The 21,155-nt window shown below is 64.1% G+C and carries 16 protein-coding genes; 14 read left to right on the top strand and 2 right to left on the bottom strand.

Annotation, left to right across the window (positions count from 1 at the left end; all coding sequences use genetic code 11):
- Positions 1-4 precede the first annotated feature (4 nt).
- The 14 genes from B3446_RS03370 to B3446_RS03305 all read left to right on the top strand — a co-directional run bounded on the left by B3446_RS03370 (position 5) and on the right by B3446_RS03305 (position 16,650).
- Positions 5-631, top strand: a complete 627-nt coding sequence (locus B3446_RS03370) for an NADH-quinone oxidoreductase subunit C (RefSeq protein WP_175123016.1) — start codon at positions 5-7, stop codon at positions 629-631.
- Between the two features lie 3 nt (positions 632-634).
- Complete coding sequence (locus tag B3446_RS03365; RefSeq protein ID WP_175184216.1) at positions 635-1,891, top strand: NADH-quinone oxidoreductase subunit D; 1,257 nt, start codon at positions 635-637, stop codon at positions 1,889-1,891.
- Positions 1,892-1,938: 47 nt separating this feature from the next.
- On the top strand, positions 1,939-2,433 hold the full coding sequence (nuoE, locus tag B3446_RS03360; protein WP_056321718.1) for an NADH-quinone oxidoreductase subunit NuoE: 495 nt from the start codon (positions 1,939-1,941) through the stop codon (positions 2,431-2,433).
- The gene (gene nuoF / locus B3446_RS03355; RefSeq protein ID WP_175123014.1) at positions 2,430-3,797 is read left to right on the top strand and encodes an NADH-quinone oxidoreductase subunit NuoF; all 1,368 of its coding nucleotides are present in this window, start codon (positions 2,430-2,432) and stop codon (positions 3,795-3,797) included. Before nuoE ends, nuoF begins: the two co-directional genes overlap by 4 nt.
- Positions 3,798-3,812: 15 nt before the next feature.
- Positions 3,813-6,140, top strand: a complete 2,328-nt coding sequence (gene nuoG / locus B3446_RS03350; protein ID WP_291377309.1) for an NADH-quinone oxidoreductase subunit NuoG — start codon at positions 3,813-3,815, stop codon at positions 6,138-6,140.
- Positions 6,140-7,213: an NADH-quinone oxidoreductase subunit NuoH gene (gene nuoH, locus B3446_RS03345; protein ID WP_175123012.1), complete on the top strand. Its 1,074-nt coding sequence runs from the start codon at positions 6,140-6,142 to the stop codon at positions 7,211-7,213. The genes nuoG and nuoH overlap by 1 nt, the downstream gene beginning before the upstream one ends.
- 20 nt (positions 7,214-7,233) lie before the next feature.
- The gene (gene nuoI, locus B3446_RS03340; RefSeq protein ID WP_008161196.1) at positions 7,234-7,722 is read left to right on the top strand and encodes an NADH-quinone oxidoreductase subunit NuoI; all 489 of its coding nucleotides are present in this window, start codon (positions 7,234-7,236) and stop codon (positions 7,720-7,722) included.
- Between the two features lie 17 nt (positions 7,723-7,739).
- A complete protein-coding gene (locus tag B3446_RS03335) occupies positions 7,740-8,390 on the top strand; it encodes an NADH-quinone oxidoreductase subunit J (RefSeq protein WP_175123011.1) in 651 nt (216 codons plus the stop codon).
- Positions 8,387-8,695 carry an NADH-quinone oxidoreductase subunit NuoK gene (gene nuoK / locus B3446_RS03330; protein WP_006217969.1) on the top strand — a complete coding sequence of 103 codons (309 nt, stop codon included), beginning with the start codon at positions 8,387-8,389 and terminating at the stop codon, positions 8,693-8,695. The genes B3446_RS03335 and nuoK overlap by 4 nt, the downstream gene beginning before the upstream one ends.
- 17 nt (positions 8,696-8,712) lie before the next feature.
- The gene (gene nuoL / locus B3446_RS03325; protein ID WP_291377308.1) at positions 8,713-10,758 is read left to right on the top strand and encodes an NADH-quinone oxidoreductase subunit L; all 2,046 of its coding nucleotides are present in this window, start codon (positions 8,713-8,715) and stop codon (positions 10,756-10,758) included.
- Positions 10,755-12,257: an NADH-quinone oxidoreductase subunit M gene (locus B3446_RS03320; protein WP_175123009.1), complete on the top strand. Its 1,503-nt coding sequence runs from the start codon at positions 10,755-10,757 to the stop codon at positions 12,255-12,257. The genes nuoL and B3446_RS03320 overlap by 4 nt, the downstream gene beginning before the upstream one ends.
- 9 nt (positions 12,258-12,266) lie before the next feature.
- A complete protein-coding gene (gene nuoN, locus B3446_RS03315; RefSeq protein WP_175123008.1) occupies positions 12,267-13,751 on the top strand; it encodes an NADH-quinone oxidoreductase subunit NuoN in 1,485 nt (494 codons plus the stop codon).
- 16 nt (positions 13,752-13,767) lie between these two features.
- Complete coding sequence (locus tag B3446_RS03310; protein WP_191576791.1) at positions 13,768-14,097, top strand: DUF2818 family protein; 330 nt, start codon at positions 13,768-13,770, stop codon at positions 14,095-14,097.
- A 291-nt stretch (positions 14,098-14,388) separates the two neighbouring features.
- Positions 14,389-16,650 carry a TonB-dependent receptor gene (locus B3446_RS03305; RefSeq protein ID WP_291377307.1) on the top strand — a complete coding sequence of 754 codons (2,262 nt, stop codon included), beginning with the start codon at positions 14,389-14,391 and terminating at the stop codon, positions 16,648-16,650.
- 109 nt (positions 16,651-16,759) lie between these two features.
- On the opposite strand, the gene serB is transcribed toward B3446_RS03305, so the two are convergent.
- Positions 16,760-17,617: a phosphoserine phosphatase SerB gene (gene serB, locus B3446_RS03300; protein ID WP_291377306.1), complete on the bottom strand. Its 858-nt coding sequence runs from the start codon at positions 17,615-17,617 to the stop codon at positions 16,760-16,762.
- 25 nt (positions 17,618-17,642) lie between these two features.
- A complete protein-coding gene (gene mfd / locus B3446_RS03295) occupies positions 17,643-21,125 on the bottom strand; it encodes a transcription-repair coupling factor (protein WP_191576788.1) in 3,483 nt (1,160 codons plus the stop codon).
- Between the last annotated feature and the right edge of the window lie 30 nt (positions 21,126-21,155).

The raw sequence follows: 21,155 nt of genomic DNA, 5'->3' as shown, positions 1-21,155 counted from the left end.
CAAGATGATGACCAGGCTCGAATCCCTGAAAAACAATTTGCAGACCACCCTCGGCGCGGACATTGCGCTGACCGAGGCGCTGGGCGAGCTGACGCTCGAAGTGCCCGCGGAGCAGTGGTTCTCCGTCTGCAACAAGCTGCGCACCGAAGCCGGCCTGCGCTTTGAAACCTGTATCGACCTCTGCGGCGTCGACTACCTGACCTGGGGCAACGGCACGCGCCAGATGCCCGAGGAAACCAACGTCCGCATCCACCGCTCGCGTTATGCCGTGGTGGCACACCTGCTTTCCCTCGAGAACAACTGGCGCCTGCGCGTGCGCACGTGGGCGCCTGACGACGAGTTCCCGATGGTCGCCTCGCTGATGGAATGCTGGCCCACGGTCGGCTGGTTCGAGCGCGAAGCCTTCGATCTGTACGGCATCGTCTTCGAAGGCCATCCGGACCTGCGCCGCATCCTCACCGACTACGGCTTCATCGGCCATCCGTTCCGCAAGGACTTCCCGCTGTCGGGCACCGTCGAAATGCGCTACGACCCCGAGCAGCGGCGCGTCATTTACCAGCCGGTCACGATCGATCCGCGCGAGATCACCCCGCGCGTGGTGCGCGAAGACACCTACGGCATGGGGCGTTGAATCATGGCAGACATCAAGAACTACACCCTGAACTTCGGTCCTCAACACCCGGCCGCGCACGGCGTGCTGCGCCTGGTGCTCGAGCTTGACGGCGAAGTCATCCAGCGCGCCGATCCGCACATCGGCCTGCTGCACCGCGCCACCGAAAAGCTGGCCGAACACAAGACCTACATCCAGGCGCTGCCCTACATGGACCGTCTGGACTACGTGTCCATGATGTGCAACGAGCACGCCTACGTCATGGCCATCGAAAAGCTGCTGGGCGTCGAAGCCCCGCTGCGCGCGCAGTACATCCGCGTGATGTTCGATGAAATCACGCGTCTGCTGAACCACCTGATGTCGCTGGGCTCGCACGCCCTGGACGTGGGTGCGATGGCAGTGTTCCTGTACGCCTTCCGTGAACGCGAAGACCTGATGGACTGCTACGAAGCGGTCTCGGGCGCGCGCATGCACGCGGCCTACTACCGGCCGGGTGGCGTCTATCGCGACCTGCCGGATTCCATGCCGCAGTACGGCGACTCCAGCAAGTTCCGTGGCGACAAGGAAATGCGCGTCATGAACGAAGCGCGTTCGGGTTCGCTGCTGGACTTCATCGAAGACTTCACCAACCGCTTCCCGGCCTGCGTCGACGAGTACGAAACCCTGCTCACCGACAACCGCATCTGGAAGCAGCGTCTGGTCGGCATCGGCGTGGTCGATCCCGAGCGCGCCAAGGCGCTGGGCTTCACCGGCCCGATGCTGCGTGGTTCGGGCGTCGCCTGGGACCTGCGCAAGACGCAGCCCTACGAAGTCTACGACCTGCTTGATTTCGACATCCCCGTGGGTGTCAACGGCGACTGCTACGACCGCTACCTGGTCCGCATTGCCGAGATGCGCCAAAGCAATCGCATCATCCGCCAGTGCGTGGAATGGCTGCGCAACAATCCCGGCCCGGTCATGATCGAGAACCACAAGATCGCCCCGCCGTCGCGTACCGCCATGAAGACCAACATGGAAGAGCTGATCCATCACTTCAAGCTCTTCACCGAAGGTTTCCACGTGCCCCCGGGCGAGGCGTTCGCCTCGGTGGAGCACCCGAAGGGCGAATTCGGCATCTATCTGGTGTCCGACGGCGCCAACAAGCCTTACCGCCTGAAGATTCGGGCGCCTGGCTTTGTCCACCTGCAAGCGCTGGATGAAATGTCGCGTGGCCACATGATCGCCGACGCCGTCACCATCATTGGCACGCAGGACATCGTTTTCGGCGAGATCGATCGCTGATCCGCCCAGACAGTCACGAGCACGCCCGCATAACCCGGATTCAAACTATGCTGCTTTCCGAACAGGCCTACCAGAAAATCGACCGTGAACTGGCCAAGTTCCCGGCCGACCAGCGGCAGTCCGCCATCATGGCCTCGCTTGCCATCGCGCAAGAAGAGAAGGGCTGGTTGGCTACCGAAGTCATCGAAGACGTGGCCAACTACATTGGCGTTCCGCCCATCGCGGTCCAGGAAGTCGCCACGTTCTACAACATGTTCGACGTCAAGCCCGTCGGCAAGAACAAGATCGCCGTCTGCACGAACCTGCCCTGTGCCTTGCGCGACGGCGACCGCGCCGGCGAATACCTCAAGCGCAAGCTGGGCGTCGACTATCGCCAGACCACCGAAGACGGCCAGTTCACGCTGGTCGAAGGCGAGTGCATGGGCGCCTGCGGCGACTCCCCCGTGCTGATCGTGAACAACAAGCATATGTGCGTGCGCATGACCGACGAGAAGCTGGACGCGCTGGTCGCGGCCCTCAAGCAGCAAGGAGAGTCGGCATGAACGCGCCTGACCTGTACAAGCAGTTCGCGCAGGGGCTGGATCCCAACCCCCTGAACGACCTGTCCAACTCGATGGCCCTGCACGGCCGCCACCTGCAGCCGCAGATCATGGCCGACGTCGACGGCGCCAACTGGCGCTTGGCCGACTACGTCAAGCGCGGCGGCTACGAAGCCCTGAAAAAGATCCTGACCACCGGCATGAAGCCGGAAGACGTGATCGCCGAAGTCAAGGCGTCGGGTCTGCGCGGCCGTGGCGGCGCGGGCTTCCCGACCGGCCTGAAGTGGAGCTTCATGCCGCGCGCCTTCCCGGGCCAGAAGTACCTCGTCTGCAACTCCGACGAAGGCGAGCCCGGCACGTTCAAGGACCGCGACATCCTGCGCTTCAATCCGCACATCGTGATTGAAGGCATGGCGATCGCGGCCTACGCCATGGGCATCAGCGTCGGCTACAACTACATCCACGGCGAGATCTTCGAAGTCTATGAGCGCTTCGAAGAAGCCCTGGAAGAAGCGCGCGCCGCCGGCTTCCTGGGCGATCGCCTGTTCGGTTCCGACTTCAGCTTCCAGCTCCACGCTTTCCACGGTTACGGCGCCTACATCTGCGGCGAAGAAACCGCGCTGCTGGAATCGCTGGAAGGCAAGAAGGGCCAGCCGCGCTTCAAGCCGCCGTTCCCGGCCAGCTTCGGCCTGTACGGCAAGCCCACCACCATCAACAACACGGAAACGTTCGCGGCGGTGCCGTGGATCATCCGCAACGGCGGCCAGGCCTACCTGGAAGTCGGCAAGCCGAACAACGGCGGCACCAAGCTGTTCTCGATCACCGGCGACGTCGAACGTCCCGGCAACTACGAGATCCCGCTGGGCACCCCGTTCTCGACCCTGCTGGAACTGGCAGGCGGCATGCGTGGCGGCAAGAAGCTGAAGGCGGTCATCCCCGGCGGCTCGAGCGCCCCGGTCCTGCCCGCCGACATCATGATGGAATGCACGATGGACTATGACTCCATCGCCAAGGCCGGCTCGATGCTCGGCTCTGGCGCTGTGATCGTCATGGACGAGACGCGCTGCATGGTGAAATCGCTGCTGCGTCTGTCGTACTTCTATTTCGAGGAAAGCTGCGGCCAGTGCACGCCGTGCCGCGAAGGCACTGGCTGGCTCTACCGCATGGTGCACCGCATCGAAAACGGTCAAGGCCGTCCGGAAGATCTGGAGCTGCTGGACAATGTGGCCCTCAACATCATGGGCCGCACCATCTGCGCCCTCGGTGACGCCGCCGCCATGCCCGTCCGTGGCTTCCTCAAGCATTTTCGCGACGAATTCGCGCACCACATCGAGCACAAGTCTTGTGTGGTCCCGCAATATCTGTAGGTCTCAGGAACAGCAATGGTTGAACTAACCGTCGACGGCAACAAGGTCGAAGTGCCCGAAGGCAGCATGGTCATGCATGCCGCCCAGAAAGTCGGGCTTTACGTGCCGCATTTCTGCTACCACAAGAAACTGTCCATCGCGGCCAACTGCCGGATGTGCCTGGTTGAAGTGGAAAAAGCGCCCAAGGCGCTGCCCGCCTGCGCCACGCCCGTGACCAACGGCATGGTCGTCCACACCTGCTCTGAGAAGGCTCGCGCCGCTCAGAAGTCGGTGATGGAATTCTTGCTCATCAATCACCCCCTCGACTGCCCGATCTGCGATCAGGGCGGCGAATGCCAGCTGCAGGATCTGGCCGTGGGCTACGGCGGTTCTTCCTCGCGTTACCAGGAAGAAAAGCGCGTCGTGTTCCACAAGGACCTGGGCCCGCTGGTTTCCGCCGAGGAAATGTCGCGCTGCATCCACTGCACCCGCTGCGTGCGCTTCGGCCAGGAAATCGCCGGCGTCATGGAACTGGGCATGCTGGGCCGTGGCGAGCACTCCGAAATCACCACCTTCGTGGGCCGTTCGATCGAGTCCGAACTGTCGGGCAACATGATCGACATCTGTCCGGTGGGCGCGCTGACCTCCAAGCCCTTCCGCTACAGCGCCCGCACCTGGGAACTGGCTCGCCGCCGTTCGGTCAGCCCGCACGACAGCCTGGGCGCCAATCTGGTCGTTCAGGTCAAGGGCGACCGCGTGATGCGCGTGGTCCCGTTCGAAGACGAAGCCGTCAACGAATGCTGGATCAGCGACCGCGATCGCTTCTCGTACGAAGGCCTGAACAGCGACGACCGCCTGTCCGCCCCGATGATCAAGGGCACCGACGGCAAGTGGCAGGAAGCCTCTTGGGCCGACGCGCTGCAGGCCGTGGCCCAAGGCCTGTCGCGTGTGCGTGACAGCTTTGGCGCTGGCCAGATCGGCGCGCTGGCGTCCGAATACGCCACCACCGAGGAATACGCGCTGCTGGGCCGCCTGGTCCGCTCGCTGGGTTCCGAGAACATCGACTTCCGTCTGCGCCAGACCGACCCGGCCTTCGACGCCGCGCTGACCGGCGCGCCGTGGCTGGGCATGCCCATCGCCGAACTCGACAACCTGGACCGCGTCCTGGTCGTCGGCTCGTTCCTGCGCAAGGACCATCCCCTGATGGCCCAGCGTCTGCGTCAAGCCGCCAAGCGTGGCACGCAGATCCTGATGGTCGACAGCGCCGCCGACGATCCCCTGATGCCCGTCACCGCGCGCATCACCGTGGCCCCGTCGGAACTGGCGCGCGCGCTGGCCGAAGTGGCCGTCGCGCTGGCCCAGGCCAAGGAACAGGCCGTGCCGGCCGAGTTCGCCTCGGTCACGCCGGGCGAAAACGCCAAGCTCATCGCCGCCAGCCTTGCGTCCGGCGCCAACACCGCCGTCCTGATGGGCAACCTGGCTGTCGCCAGCGCCCAGGCCACCACGCTGGCCGCCAACGGCCGCGCCGTGGCTGACCTGTCTGGCGGCAGGTTCGGCTTCCTGACCTCGGGCGGCAACACGGTCGGCGGTTACCTCGCCGGCGCCATCCCGGGCAAGGGCGGCAAGACCGCCGCGGCCATGCTCGCCGAACCGCTCAAGGCCTACATCGTCCTGCATGCCGAACCGCTGCTCGACGCCGACAACGGCCAGCAAGCCATCGCCGCGCTGCGCGGCGCGCAGTTCGCCGTTGCGCTCACGCCTTACCGTTCGGCCGCTGCCGAATGGGCCGACGTGATGCTGCCGGTGTCGCCGTTCACGGAAACCTCGGGCACGTTCGTCAACGCCCAAGGCCTGGCGCAAAGCTTCAAGGGCACGGTCACGCCGTTCGGCCAGACCCGTCCGGGCTGGAAGGTCCTGCGCGTGCTGGGCAACGTCCTGCACCTGGCCGGTTTTGACGACGAGACCTCCGAGTCCGTGCGCGACGCCGTGCTGGCAAGCGGCGTCGAAGGCCGCCTGTCCAACGACGTCAAGGCCCCGCTGGGTCTTGGTCAGGCCCTGACCGGTCTGGAACGCGTCGCCGATGTGCCGATCTACCGCACGGACGCCATGGTGCGCCGTTCGGAACCGCTGCAGGCCGCGCCGGCTTCGAAGAAGCCCGCCGCCGCAATGAACGGCCGCACCCTCACCAGCCTGGGCCTGACGGCCGGGGTCAAGGTGCGCGTGTCGGCCGGGCAGGGCGCCGTCGAACTGGAAACGGTTCAGGATGATGCCGTGGCCGATCGCGCCGTGCGCATTTCCGCCGCCTTCGAAACTACCGCTGCCCTGGGTGGCGCATTTGGTCAAATCAGCGTGGAGCGTGCCTGATGGAATGGCTCAATGTTCTTGAAAGCCACGGTCAGGCATTGCTGGGTCCGACGGTCTGGATGGTCCTCTGGACCCTCGTCAAGATCGTCATCATTGCGGTGCCCATCATCCTGTGCGTGGCCTACCTGACGTACTGGGAACGCAAGATGATCGGCGCCATGCACGTGCGCATGGGCCCGAACCGCGTCGGTTTCAAGGGGCTGCTGCAGCCGTTTGCCGACGTCTTCAAGCTGCTGACCAAGGAAGTCGTGGTCCCCAGCCAGGCCAACAAGGTCCTGTTCATCGTGGCCCCCGTGGTCACGCTGATGCCGGCGCTGGCGGCCTGGGCTGTCGTGCCCTTCGGTCCCGACGTCGTGCTGGCCAACGTCAACGCCGGCCTGCTGTACATCATGGCCATCACGTCCATCGGCGTGTACGGCGTGATCGTCGCCGGCTGGGCATCCAACTCCAAGTACGCGTTCCTGGGCGCACTGCGCGCCTCGGCCCAGATGCTGTCGTATGAACTGGCCATCGGCTTCGTGCTGGTGACGGTGCTGCTGGTGTCGGGCAGCCTGAACATGTCCGAGATCGTGCACGTGCAGAACCGCGGCTGGTTTGCCGAAAAGGGCCTGACGTTCATGTCCTGGAACTGGCTGCCGCTGTTGCCGCTGTTCGTGATCTACGTGATCTCGGCCGTTGCCGAAACCAACCGTCACCCGTTCGACGTCGTGGAAGGCGAATCCGAAATCGTGGCCGGCCACATGGTCGAATACTCGGGCATGGCATTCGCGCTGTTCTTCCTGGGCGAATACGCCAACATGATCCTGCTGTCCTGCATGGCGTCGATCATGTTCCTGGGCGGCTGGGCTTCCCCGATCGATATCGCGCCGCTGACCTGGATTCCGGGTTGGATCTGGCTGGGTCTCAAGACGTTCTTCGTGGTCTCGTTGTTCGTGTGGTTCCGGGCCTCGTTCCCGCGCTACCGCTATGACCAGATCATGCGCTTGGGTTGGAAAATCTTCATCCCGCTGACCGGCGTCTGGCTGGTCGTGGTGGCGATCTGGATGCAGACGCCCTGGAACATTTGGCGCTAAGCGCCAAGCAGAGGCAGGATATGGAAGCGATCAAGGATTTCTTCGGCAGCCTGATGCTGACCGAGTTGCTCAAGGGCATGCGCCTCACGGGCAAGTATTTTTTCAAGCGTAAGGTCACCTTGCGCTACCCCCAGGAAAAGACCCCTGCGTCGCCGCGTTTCCGCGGCCTGCACGCGCTGCGCCGCTACCCCAACGGGGAAGAGCGCTGCATCGCGTGCAAGCTGTGCGAAGCCGTGTGCCCGGCGCTGGCGATCACGATCGAGTCGGACCAGCGCGACGACGGCACCCGCCGCACGACGCGCTACGACATCGATCTGACCAAATGCATTTTCTGCGGCTTCTGTGAGGAAAGCTGCCCCGTGGACTCGATCGTGGAAACGCACATCCACGAATACCACGGCGAAAAGCGCGGCGACCTGTATTTCACCAAAGACATGCTGCTCGCCGTGGGCGACCGCTACGAAGCCGACATCGCCCGCCGCCGGGCCGAAGACGCGCCTTACCGCTGAAGCCCAGGGTCTGATCCATGACTTTTACCACTGTCCTTTTCTACATACTGGCCGCCGTGCTGGTGATCGCGGCGTTCCGCGTGATCACCGCGCGCAGCGCGGTCACCGCCGTTCTGCATCTGATCCTGGCGTTCGCCAACGCGGCCATGCTGTGGATGCTGCTGGGCGCCGAGTTCCTGGCGCTGCTGCTGGTGCTGGTGTACGTGGGCGCCGTGATGGTGCTCTTCCTCTTTGTCGTGATGATGCTCGACATCCGCATGGACACCCTGCGCCAGGGCATGAAGACCTACCTGCCGCTCGGCCTGGTCATCGGTGTGGTGCTCGTGCTGGAAGTGTCCTTCGTGCTGGGCACCATCTGGTACGGTTCCGGTCCCCAGGCGCAGCTGCCCGCCGACTACAACAACGCCCGCGCGCTCGGCGAAGCGATGTACACGCAGTACATCTACGCCATTGAAGTCGGCGCCGCGCTGCTGCTGGTCGGTATGGTTGCCGCGATTGCGCTGACCCTGCGCCGCCGCCGCGACGTCAAGTACAACGACCCGGTCGCCGCTGTCCGCGTGCGTTCGAAGGACCGCTTCCGCATGGTGAGCATGCCCGCCCAGAGCGAGCGCGCCCAGGCCAAGCGTGACGCCTCGAACGGTGCCGCGCCCCAAGGAGAAAAACAATGACGCTGACGCTGGCCCACTATCTGATCCTTGGCGCGATCCTGTTCGCGATCGGGATCTTCGGCATCTTCCTGAACCGCCGCAACCTGATCATTCTCCTGATGTCCATCGAGCTCGTGCTCCTGGCCGTCAACATGAACTTCGTGGCGTTCTCCAGCTGGTTCGGCGACACCGCCGGCCAGGTGTTCGTGTTCTTCATCCTGACCGTGGCCGCCGCCGAAGCGGCGATCGGCCTGGCCATTTTGGTGCTGCTGTTCCGCAACCTGAACACGATCAACGTTGACGAACTCGATCGCCTGAAGGGCTGACGGGGTATTGGAAGAAAATGTCTAGCTCACCCAATCTCTACCTGCTCATCGCGCTGGCGCCGCTGGCCGGAGCAATTCTCGCGGGCCTCTTCGGCACCGGGTTCCTCGGACGGCCCATCGGCCGCCGCGCCTCGCACGTCATCACCATCCTTGGCGTGCTCATCTCCGCCATCGGTTCGGTGGTGGTGCTGGGCGACGTGCTGAACGGCCTGCGTTTCGACGGCGCCGTCTACACCTGGAGCCTCATCGGCCAGACCAAGCTGGAAATCGGCTTCCTGATCGATCCGCTGTCGGCCATGATGATGGTCGTGGTGACGTCCGTGTCGCTGATGGTGCACATCTACACCATCGGCTACATGGCTGACGATCCCGGCTATCAGCGCTTCTTCTCGTACATCTCGCTGTTCACGTTCTCCATGCTGATGCTGGTGATGTCGAACAACATGGTGCAGCTGTTCTTTGGCTGGGAAGCGGTGGGTCTGGTGTCCTACCTCCTGATCGGTTTCTGGTACACCCGTCCGACGGCGATCTTCGCCAACATGAAGGCGTTCCTGATCAACCGCGTCGGCGACTTCGGCTTCGTGCTGGGCATCGGCTTGCTGTTCGCCTACGCCGGCACCATGCACTACGGTGAAGTCTTCGCGCAGGCCGACAAGCTGGCCGCCATGACGCTGCCCGGTTCCGACTGGATGCTGCTGACCGTCGCGTGTATCTGCCTGTTCATCGGCGCCATGGGTAAATCTGCCCAGGTTCCGCTGCACGCCTGGCTGCCCGACTCGATGGAAGGCCCGACCCCGATTTCCGCGCTGATCCACGCCGCCACCATGGTGACGGCCGGCATCTTCATGGTTGCGCGTTTCTCGCCCCTGTTCGAACTGTCGGACACCGCGCTGTCGTTCATCATCGTGATCGGCGCAATCGGCGCGCTGTTCCTGGGCATCCTGGGCATCATCCAGAACGACATCAAGCGCGTCGTCGCGTACTCCACGCTGTCGCAGCTGGGTTACATGACCGTGGCGCTGGGTGCTTCGGCCTACTCGGTCGCGATCTTCCACCTGATGACCCACGCGTTCTTCAAGGCGCTGCTGTTCCTGGGCGCGGGTTCGGTCATCATCGGCATGCACCACGACCAGGACATCCGCAACATGGGCGGCCTGCGCAAGTACATGCCCATCACCTGGATCACCTTCCTGCTGGGTACGCTGGCGCTGGTCGGCACGCCGTTCTTCTCGGGTTTCTACTCGAAGGAGAACATCATCGAAGCCGCCGGCCAGGCCAACGTCTGGGGCGCGAGCTTTGCTTACTATGCGGTTCTGATCGGCGTGTTCGTCACCTCGCTGTACTCGTTCCGCGTGTACTTCCTGGTCTTCCACGGCAAGGAACGCTTTGACACCAGCGATCACGGTCACGGCCACGACGCGCACGGCCACGGTCATGACGATCATGGTCACGACGACCACGGCCACGGCCATCACGGCGGCAAGCCGCACGAGTCGCCCTGGGTGGTCACGCTGCCGCTGATCCTGCTGGCGATTCCGTCGGTGTTCATCGGCGCCTGGGCGGTCGATCCCATGCTGTTTGGCAAGTTCTTCGACGGCGTCATCAAGGTCCTGCCGCAGCAGCATCCCGCGATGCACGTGCTGAGCGAGGAATGGCACGGCTGGGTCGCCTACGGCCTGCATGCCTTCCAGACCCTGCCGTTCTGGCTGGTTGTCGCCGGGTTCGTGATCTCCTGGTACTGCTACCTGATCAACCCGAAGGTGCCGGCCGCCATCAAGGCCAACCTGTCGGGCGTGAACAAGATCCTCGAGAACAAGTACTACGTGGATTGGGTCAACGAGCAGATCATTGCGCGTGGTCTGCGCTGCCTGGGCCGCGGCCTGTGGCAGACCGGTGACCGCGGCATCATCGACGGCATCCTGATCAACGGCAGTGCCCGCGTCGTGGGCTGGGTGGCAGCCATCAGCCGTCACCTGCAGTCCGGCTTCATCTATCACTACGCGTTCGCAATGATCATCGGCGTCATGGCGCTGGTGACTTTCTTTGTGCTGATTCCCCAATGATGGCAAGCGAGATGGCATCCAACACTTTTCCCTGGCTCACGCTTGCGATCTTTGTCCCGATCGTATTCGGCCTGCTGGTGCTGGCGGTGGGCCGTGACGATCGTCCCGGCCTGACGCGCGGCCTGTCGCTCGTCGGCTCGATCGCCGGCTTCCTGGTCACGATTCCGCTCTACACCGGTTTTGATTCCTCCACGGCCGCCATGCAGTTCGTGGAGAAGGCCTCCTGGATCGAAGCCTTCAACGTCAATTACCACCTGGGCATCGACGGCATCTCGATGTGGTTCGTGCTCCTGACCGCTTTCATCACCATCATCGTGGTGCTGGCCGGCTGGGAAGTCATCACGAGCCGGGTCGCGCAATACATGGCCGCCTTCCTGATCCTGTCGGGTCTGATGGTGGGCGTGTTCTGCGCGCTGGACGGCATGCTGTTCTACGTGTTCTTCGAAGCCACGCTGATCCCGATGTACATCATCATCGGCGTCTGGGGCGGCGGGAACCGCGTGTACGCAGCGTTCAAGTTCTTCCTGTACACCCTGATGGGTTCGCTGCTGACGCTGATCGCGTTCGTCTACCTCTGGAATGTGTCGGGCGGTTCGTTCGACATCCTGACCTGGCAGCAGACCAAGCTGGGCTACACGCCGCAGATCCTGATCTTCGTGGCGCTGCTGGCAGCGTTTGCCGTCAAGGTGCCGATGTGGCCGGTCCACACGTGGTTGCCGGACGCCCACGTTGAAGCGCCCACGGGCGGCTCCATCGTGCTGGCCGCGATCATGCTGAAGCTGGGCGCCTACGGTTTCCTGCGCTTCTCGCTGCCGATCGCGCCTGACGCCTCGCACAGCCTGGCCGGCATGATGATCACGCTGTCGTTGATCGCCGTGATCTACATCGGCCTGGTCGCGATCGTCCAGGAAGACATGAAGAAGCTGGTGGCCTATTCGTCGGTCGCCCACATGGGCTTCGTCACGCTGGGCTTCTTCATCTTCAACACGGCTGGCGTCGAAGGCGCCATCGTGCAGATGATCTCGCACGGCTTTGTGTCGGGCGCCATGTTCATGTGTATTGGCGTGCTCTATGACCGCATGCACTCGCGCCGCATCGCCGACTACGGCGGCGTGGTCAACGTGATGCCGCGTTTTGCCACGTTCTTCATCCTGTTCTCGATGGCCAACAGCGGCCTGCCGGCCACCAGCGGCTTCGTCGGCGAATTCATGGTGATCATGGGCGCGGTCGAGCACAACTTCTGGATCGGCCTGCTGGCAGCCACTGCCCTGATCCTGGGCGCGGCGTATTCGTTGTGGATGGTCAAGCGCGTCGTCCTGGGCGATGTCGCCAACGACCACGTGCGCGAGCTGACCGATATCAACCGCCGCGAATTCGTGATTCTTGGCGTGATGGCGATCGCCGTGTTGTACATGGGGATCTATCCCAAGCCCTTCACCGACGTGATGCACGTGTCGGTCGAGGCCCTGCTGCAACACGTTGCCGTCTCGAAACTGTAAGACAAGACAATGATGCAATCCCAAATCGATTTCGCCCTGGCGACACCGGAAATCCTTCTGCTGATTTTCGGCCTGGCTATTTTGCTCATCGACGCGGTCAGCAATCACCCCGAGCGCAAGCCGACGTTCCTGCTGACCATGCTTGCTCTGGGCGTGCTGACCGTCGTGTCGGCCGTGCAGTGGAAGAACGGCGTGGCTGGCTCGACGTTCAACGGCCTGTACGTCACGGACGAGCTGTCGCACCTGCTCAAGATCGCCTCGTATCTTGCCGTCGGCGTAACGCTGATCTATGGCCGCGTGTATGCGCAGGTCCGCGACATGATGCGCGGCGGCGAACTGTATGTGCTGACGCTGTTCGCGCTGCTGGGTCAGATGGTCATGATCTCCTCCGGGAACCTGATCTCGATCTACCTGGGCCTGGAACTGATGTCGCTGGCGCTGTACGCGCTGATCGCCCTGCGCCGTGACAACGTCGTGGCCACCGAAGCCGCCATGAAGTACTTCGTGCTGGGCGCGCTGGCCTCGGGTTTCCTGCTGTATGGCATGTCCATGATCTACGGCGCCACGGGTCATCTCGACCTGACCGAAGTGTCCAACGTCATCGCCGCCGGCAAGGCCGAGAAGATGGCGCTGGTGTTCGGCATCGTGTTCCTGGTGTCGGGTCTGGCGTTCAAGCTGGGCGCCGTGCCGTTCCACATGTGGGTGCCGGACGTCTACCAAGGCTCGCCGACCGCCGTCACGCTGATCCTGGGCGGCGCGCCCAAGCTGGCCGCCTTTGCGATCACGCTGCGTCTGCTGGTTGATGGCCTGCACGGCCTGGCCACCGACTGGCAGCCGATGCTGATGATCCTGGCGGTGCTGTCGCTGGCCATCGGCAACCTAACCGCCATCGCACAGACCAACTTCAAGCGCATGCTGGCCTACTCGACCATCTCGCACATGGGCTTCGTGCTCCTGGGCCTGATGTCGGGTTCGGTGGCCGGCAAGCCGGAACTGTCCTCGGCCGCCTACGGCGCCTCGCTGTTCTACATGCTGACCTACGTGCTGACCACGCTTGCCAGCTTCGGCATTGTGCTGCTGCTGTCGCGTCAGGGCTTCGAGTGCGAGCACATCGACGACCTGAAGGGCCTGAACCGCCGCAGCCCGTGGCATGCCGCCATCGTGCTGCTGCTGATGTTCTCGCTGGCCGGCATCCCGCCGCTGGTGGGCTTCTACGCCAAGCTGGCCGTGCTGCAGTCGCTGGTTGCCGCAGGCCACGTCACGCTGGCTGTGGTGGCGGTGCTGTTCTCGCTGATCGGCGCGTTCTACTACCTGCGCGTGGTCAAGGTCGTCTACTTCGACGAGCCGGCGGCTGACGCTGCCCCGATGGTGGCCACGGCCGGCCAACGCGGCGTGCTGTCGATCAACGGCGCCCTGATCCTGGTGCTGGGCTTGTTGCCCGGCGGCTTGATGGCGCTGTGCGTGCAGGCCATCCGCTCGTCGCTGACCCTCTAACGAACGGAATGCAGCCATGAACCAGACGCTGGCGGTATGGCTGTTGATCGCGCTGGCGCTTGTCAGCGCGAATCTTCCCTTCCTGACCGAGCGCGTCTTTGCCGTGCTGCCCTGGAAGCAGGGCGGGGCGGCGGCGGTCAAGCCGTTCTGGATTCGGTTGATCGAAGTGCTGGTGTTCTACGCCATCGTCGGCGCGCTGGGTTTTGCCTTCGAGTCGACGCTGGGCAACCGCTTCGCCCAGACCTGGGAGTTCTACGCGATTACGCTCAGCCTGTTTTTGGTGCTGGCGTATCCCGGGTTTGTGTACCGGTATCTCTTCAAGCGGCATCCGCGTCTGCGGACCTGACGACACAGCAGCCTGCCTGCAGATGGACGCACCAAGACGCCCCGATCGGGGCGTTTTTTTATGTGTTCAGCAACGTCCGCAACAACTTTGCCTCGCGCAAAACCCGGCAGTAATCCGCCCCTTTTTTGATCTCCGATCCTTTCTGGATTTTGAGCAAAATCAAAGCTGTTGTTTTTTTATCCTTTTGATTTGCAAGGGCCTTTCATTCAGGTTTCATTCAGCGCCTCCGTTCAGAATCGCAAACAACAAAAAAACAAGAATCGTTGTTATTTACGTTCTGGAGAAGTCCGCTTGAAGCCCCAAGATTCGTATTCGCTGAATACGCTCGCTACCTCGCTGGCCGCCGCCATTGCCGCGCCCGCGTTGTTCGTCAGCCCCCATGCCGCAGCCCAGTCCGCCGACACCGGCGTGACGCAGCTGTCGCCCGTCCGCGTCGAGGGCGAAAGCTCGTCCTATCAGACCTCGACCGCGCAGTCGCCGAAGATGACCGCGCCTTTGCTGGACACGCCGCGCACCGTGCAGGTTGTGCCGCAGCAGGTGATCCAGGATCAGGCCGCGTCGACGTTGCAGGACGTGCTGCGCAATTCGCCGGGCATCACCTTCGGGGCCGGCGAAGGCGGCCGCCCGGGCGGCGACCTCCCGATCATCCGCGGCCAGAATTCCGCCGGCAGCATCTTCCTGGACGGTATCCGCGACAGCAGCACCCAGGTGCGCGACACGTTCAATCTGGAGCAGGTCGAAATCATCAAGGGGCCGGACTCGGTGTATTCCGGCCGGGGCGGCGCGGGCGGCAGCATCAACATGGTCAGCAAAGCGCCCAAGACCACGGACTTCACCGAAGCCACGGCGCAGATCGGCACGGACAACAACTACCGCGCCACCATCGACAGCAACTGGCGCCTGGGCGACAAGGCGGCGTTCCGGCTGAACGTGATGGGCAACAAGGGCGACACCCCGGGCCGCGATGACGCCGTGGATTTCGAGCGCTGGGGCGTTGCGCCGTCGCTGATGCTGGGTGTTGGCACGCCGACCCGCATCACGCTGAGCTACTACCACTATCAAGACGACAGCATGCCCGACTACTCCATTCCGTATGACCCGAAGTCGGGCCAGCCGGTGACGGAGACGATGGGCGTGAGCCGCAAGTCCTTCTACGGCCTGACCGGGCGCGACTTCATGAAGACGCGCGATGACGTCGCCACGGTGGACTTCCAGCACGACTTTTCCGACAAGCTGCAACTGCGCAACGTGACGCGCTATGGCCGCGGCACGACCGACTTTGCAGCGACCAATCCCGACGACAGCAAGGGCAACATCCCGAACGGGCTGGTGTACCGTGCGCTCAAGTCCGGCTACTACGTCACCAAGACCTTCGCCAACCAGACGGACCTGACGGGTGAATTCGAGACCGGCAGCCTGAAGCACTCGTTCGACCTGGGATTTGAGTACAGCAACATCAAGCAGGACAAGGACAGCTACACCCAGACGATCGCCCGCGGCCCGATGGACTGCAAGGTCAGCGCAACCGACCTGTCGAACCCGGCGCTGTGCACGTCGCTGTGGGATCCGAATCCCCACGACGACTACACCGGCAAGCTGACGCGCAACAACAATCCCGCCATCTACAACACGGACACGCTGGCGCTCTACGGCTTTGACACCATCAAGTTCAACGAGCAATGGCAGGCGAGCCTGGGCGCGCGCTGGGACAACTACCGCACCAGCGGCAGCAACATCGCGCGCGGCCGCAGCGATCCGGCCAGCACGCCCGCGTTCTACAGCACGAGCCGCGAGGACAACCTCTTCAACTACCAGGTCGGCCTGGCGTACAAGCCGGTGCCCAACGGCACTATTTACGCCACGTACGGCACCTCGTCCACGCCGTCCGCCATTGCCGGCGGCGCGATCAGCGATGCGACGTCGTTGTCGACGTCTTCGCTGGAACCGGAAAAGAGCCGCACGGTGGAGCTGGGCACGAAGTGGCAGGTGTTCGACGACAAGCTGACGCTGTCGGCCGCGGCGTTCCAGGACATCCGCAAGAACACCAGCGTGGCCGTGTCCGCGACCGAAGTGGCGCAGGTGGGCGAAGCCAAGGTGCGCGGCATCGAACTGGGATTCTCGGGCGCCATCACGCCCAAGTGGAATGTGTTCGGCGGCTACACCTTCATGGACAGCGAAATGACCAAGGGCGCGTACAACAGCGGCGCCGTCGGCCAGGACCTGCCCAACACGCCGCGCAATGCCTTCAGCCTGTGGACGACCTACAAGGTCCTGCCCAAGCTGACGGTCGGCGGCGGCGCGTATTACGTCGACAAGGTGTACGGCAACTCGGACGCCACGAAGAACGCCGACGGTACGCCCAAGGCGCGCTGGGTGCCTTCGTACTGGCGCTTCGACGCGATGGCCGGCTACGAATTCAACGAGCACTTCTCGGCGCAGTTGAACGTGCTGAACATCTTCGATGAGACGTACTACACGAAGGCCTATGCGGCGCATTATGCGGCGCTGGGTACGGGCCGGGCGGCGCTGCTGTCCCTGCGCGTGCGGTACTGATCAAGGGGCGCCGCGTTCGCGGCGCCGACTTGATGAAAAAAGCCACCTCATTTATTGAGGTGGCTTTTCCTTTTGGGAGGGGACTGGTGTCAGGCACCCTGTCGCAGGATCAGGTTTCGAACCAGTTCAGCACGCCGTCCAGCCCCGAGACATTCAGTGCATAGCGCGTCTGCTGACGCACCAACGGCTTGGCGTGGTAGGCCACCGGGAAGCCGGCGTTGGCCAGCATCTTCAGGTCGTTGGCGCCGTCGCCCATGGCGATGATCTGATCCGTCGATGCGCCGTGCGTGCGCGCGAACTCGCGCAGGTGCGTGGCCTTGGCGTCGGCGTCCAGGATGTCGCCCAGCACGCGGCCGGTCAGCACGCCATTTTCGATTTCGAGCGTGTTGGCATGAGCGCTGTCCAGGTTCAGCCGGGCGCGCAGGCGCTCGGTGAAGAACGTGAAGCCGCCCGACACCAGCAGCACCTTGATGCCGGCGGCCTGGGCCGTCGTGATCAGGCGTTCTGCGCCGGGGTTCAGGCGCAGCTTTTCCTCGTAGACCTCGTCCAGCGCGCCAGCGGGCGCGCCCTTGAGCAGCGCGACCCGGCGGCGCAGGCTTTCCGCGAAATCCTTGATCTCGCCGCGCATGGCGGCTTCGGTGATTTCCGACACCTTGTCCTTCACGCCCACCACGCCCGCGATCTCGTCGATGCACTCGATGTTGATCAGGGTCGAGTCCATGTCCATGGCCAGGACCTTGCAGTTGGCCAGCTTCAGGCCGGCGGGCACGAAGGCGGCGTCGACGCCGCGCGCTTCGGCCCAGGCGCCCACCACGGCGCGCGTCTCGTCGTCGTGTTGCACGTCGAGCAGGCGGGCGGCGGTGTTGCTGATGCGCGCCACGCCCTGGGCCTGGGCCAGCGCGGCAAGCTGCTCCGCATGTTCGATGGCGAGGCCGGGGGATTGGACGACGAGATTGTGGGTAGTCATGGCGGATGGGTAAGGGTGTCGGGAATTACTTCAGGGCGCGCAGAACGGCGCGCACGGCGTCGGCACGGGCCGGGAGTTGGGGCGCCTTGATCTCGACGCGCAACTTGTCCTGCCCGGCCAGCTTGATGTGCCGCTGCCGCTGGACGAGTTCGATGATGCGGGCCGGATCGACCGAGGTCTTGGGGCCGAACTGGATCAGCGCCTGCGCTTCGCTGGCATCGATCTTGACGATGCCCAGCGGTTGGGCGGCGAGACGCAGGCGGTGCGTGGCCAGCAGCGTCTGCGCCGCCTCCGGCAGTTTGCCGAAACGGTCGATCAGTTCTTCCTGGATTTGGATCAGGTCGTCTTCGTCGGCCGCGTGCGCCAGCCGCTTGTAGATAGCCAGGCGCGCGTGCACGTCGGCGCAGTAGTCGGACGGCAGCAGCGCCGGCGCGTGCAGGTTGACCTCGCACGCCAGGTTGAAGGGCGCGTCCAGGTCGGGTTCTTCGCCAGCGCGCAGGGCGCGCACGGCCTCGTTGAGCATCTCGTTGTACATCGAGAACCCGACTTCCTGGATGTTGCCCGACTGCGAGTCGCCCAGGACTTCGCCCGTGCCGCGGATTTCGAGGTCGTGCATGGCCAGGTAGAAGCCCGAGCCCAGCTCTTCCATGGCCTGGATGGCTTCCAGCCGCTTCTTGGCGTTGCTGGTGATCGCGTCCTCGCCCGGTGTCAGCAGGTAGGCGTAGGCCTGGTGGTGCGATCGCCCGACGCGGCCGCGCAGCTGGTGCAACTGCGCCAGACCGAAACGGTCCGCACGGTGGATCACGATGGTGTTGGCGCTGGGCACATCGATGCCGGTTTCGATGATGGTGGTGCACAGCAGCACGTTGTAGCGCTGCTGGTAGAAGCCCTTCATCACCTGTTCGAGCTCGCGCTCGGGCATCTGGCCGTGCGCGACGGCGATCCGGGCCTCGGGCACCAGCTCTTCCAGGCGCGCGCGGCGGTTATGGATGGTTTCGACCTCGTTATGCAGGAAGTAGCACTGGCCGCCGCGTTTGAGCTCGCGCAGCAGGGCTTCGCGCAGCGTGCTGCCGTCCTCGCGCCGCACGAAGGTCTTGATGGCCAGGCGCTTTTGCGGCGCTGTGGCAATGACGGAGAAGTCGCGGATGCCTTCGAGCGACATGCCGAGCGTGCGCGGGATGGGCGTGGCGGTCAGCGTCAGTACGTCGACTTCGGCGCGCAGCGACTTGAGCGCTTCTTTCTGGCGCACGCCGAAACGGTGTTCCTCGTCGATGATGACCAGGCCCAGGCGCTTGAATTTCACGTCCTTCGACAGGATCTTGTGCGTGCCGATGACAATGTCGACCCGGCCGTCGTTGATGCCTTCGATGGCGCTGGAGACTTCCTTGGCCGAGCGGAAGCGCGACAGTTCCACGACGCGAACGGGCCAGTCGGCGAAGCGGTCGGTAAAGGTCTGCGCGTGCTGCTCGGCGAGCAGGGTGGTTGGGCACAGCAGCGCCACCTGCTTGCCATTGGCGACGGCCAGGAAGGCGGCGCGCAGCGCGACTTCGGTCTTGCCGAAACCGACGTCGCCGCAGACCAGCCGGTCCATGGGGCGGCCGGAGGTCATGTCGCTGAGCACGGCCTGGATGGCAGCGGCCTGGTCGGCCGTCTCTTCGAAGCCGAAGCCCTCGGCAAACGCCTCGTAATCGTTCAGCGGCAGGTTGAACGCAAAGCCTTCGCGCGCGGCGCGCTGCGCATACAGCGCCAGCAATTCGGCGGCGGTGTCGCGAACCTGTTTGGCGGCCTTGCGGCGCGCCTTGTCCCATTGGCCTGAACCCAGCTGGTGCAACGGAGCGGCTTCCGGGTCGGCGCCGCTGTAGCGCGCGATCACGTGCAGTTGCGACACGGGCACGTACAACGTGCTGCCGTTGGCGTACTCAAGATGGAGGAACTCCATCTCGCCTTCGCCCATGTCCATGTTGACCAGGCCGTGATAGCGGCCGATGCCGTGCTGGGCGTGGACGACGGGGTCGCCCTCGCGCAGCTCGGACAGGTCGCGCACCATGGCTTCGACGTTGCTGGCGCGTTCCTGGTCGCGCTTGCCGCGGCGGCCGGTGGTCGCCAATCCGGGGTAGAGATCGTTCTCGGTCAGAAAGGCAAGGTTGGCGTCGGGCAGTTCGAACCCGATGCCCAGCGGCGAGGCGACGATGCCGAAATGCGCGTCCGACGCCAGGAAGCCCTCGATGGTGTCAGGCTGCGCATCCGGCGTGACGCCAAATTCGTTCAGCATCTGCACCAGGGTCTCGCGCCGGCCGGCTGAATCGGCGCACAGCAGCACGCGGGTGTGCCGCTTCTCTACCAGCGTGCGCAGCTTGGCGATGGGATCTTCGGCGCGCCGTGCCACGCTGACGTCGGGCGCGGCCCGGAAGTCCGGGTGCGGCTGGCCCGCAGTCAGCGACAGGCGGCGGAATGCCTTGAGGCGGCCATAGAGCGATTCGCTGTCCAGGAACAGGGCGGACGGCGGCAGCACGGGGCGTTCGCGGTCGCTCTTCAAGAAGCCGTAGCGGCTGGTCGTGTCCTGGTTGAAGCGCTGGATCGCGTCGTCGATGTCGCCGACGGTGACCATGACTGTGCCGTCGGCCACGTAGTCGAACAGCGTGGCGGTTTCTTCAAAGAAGAGCGGCAGGTAGTACTCGACGCCGGCAAACGGGATGCCGTTGCCGATGTCTTTATAGGGCAGGGCGCGGGAAGGATCGCCTTCGAAGACTTCGCGAAAGCGCGCCCGGAAGCGGTTGCGCGAGTCTTCGTCCATCGGGAATTCGCGGCCGGGCAGAAGCTGCACCTCGCGCACGGGGTACAGGCTGCGCTGGGTGTCGACGTCGAAACTGCGGATGGTCTCGATCTCGTCGTCGAACAGGTCCAGCCGGTACGGCACCACCGAGCCCATCGGGAACAGATCGATCAGTCCACCACGCAGGCAGAATTCGCCCGGCGAGGTGACCTGGGTGACGTGGTTGTAATTGGCCAGCGTCAGTTGGGCGCGCAGCGCCGCTTCGTTCAGCCTGTCCTTCTGCTTGAACGAGAAAGTGTAGGCGGCCAGGAACGAGGGCGGTGCGACGCGGTACAGCGCCGTGGTGATGGGCACCGTCAGCACGTCCACCGTCTTCATCATCAGCGAATGCAGCGTGTTCAGGCGCTCGGAGATCAGGTCCTGGTGCGGCGAGAATGCGTCGTAGGGCAGCGTTTCCCAGTCGGGCAGCTGCCGCACGCGCAGGCTGGGCGCAAACAGCTGGATTTCCTCGGCCAGCCGCTGCGCTTCAAGCGGCTCGGCGGTCAGGATGACCAGCGGCGCGCTGGCCTGGCGCGCCAGATCCGCCAGCAGCCAGGCGTCGCCGGAGCCCGGCGGCCGGGGCTGCGCATAACGCGTGCCGGGCTTCAGCGCGGACAGGGTGGGGACCGTGGCGGGGACGGGCGGTGCGGCCGTGGCGGAGGAGGAAGGGGCGGGCATCAGGCTGGAAGCGGACATCAAGCGAACGATTATAAAATCTCCGCACCA

Source organism: Achromobacter sp. UBA5777, assembly GCF_002418565.1.
Classification (GTDB): Bacteria; Pseudomonadota; Gammaproteobacteria; order Burkholderiales; family Burkholderiaceae_B; genus Achromobacter; species Achromobacter animicus.
This window is presented reverse-complemented; position numbering and strand designations above follow the sequence as displayed.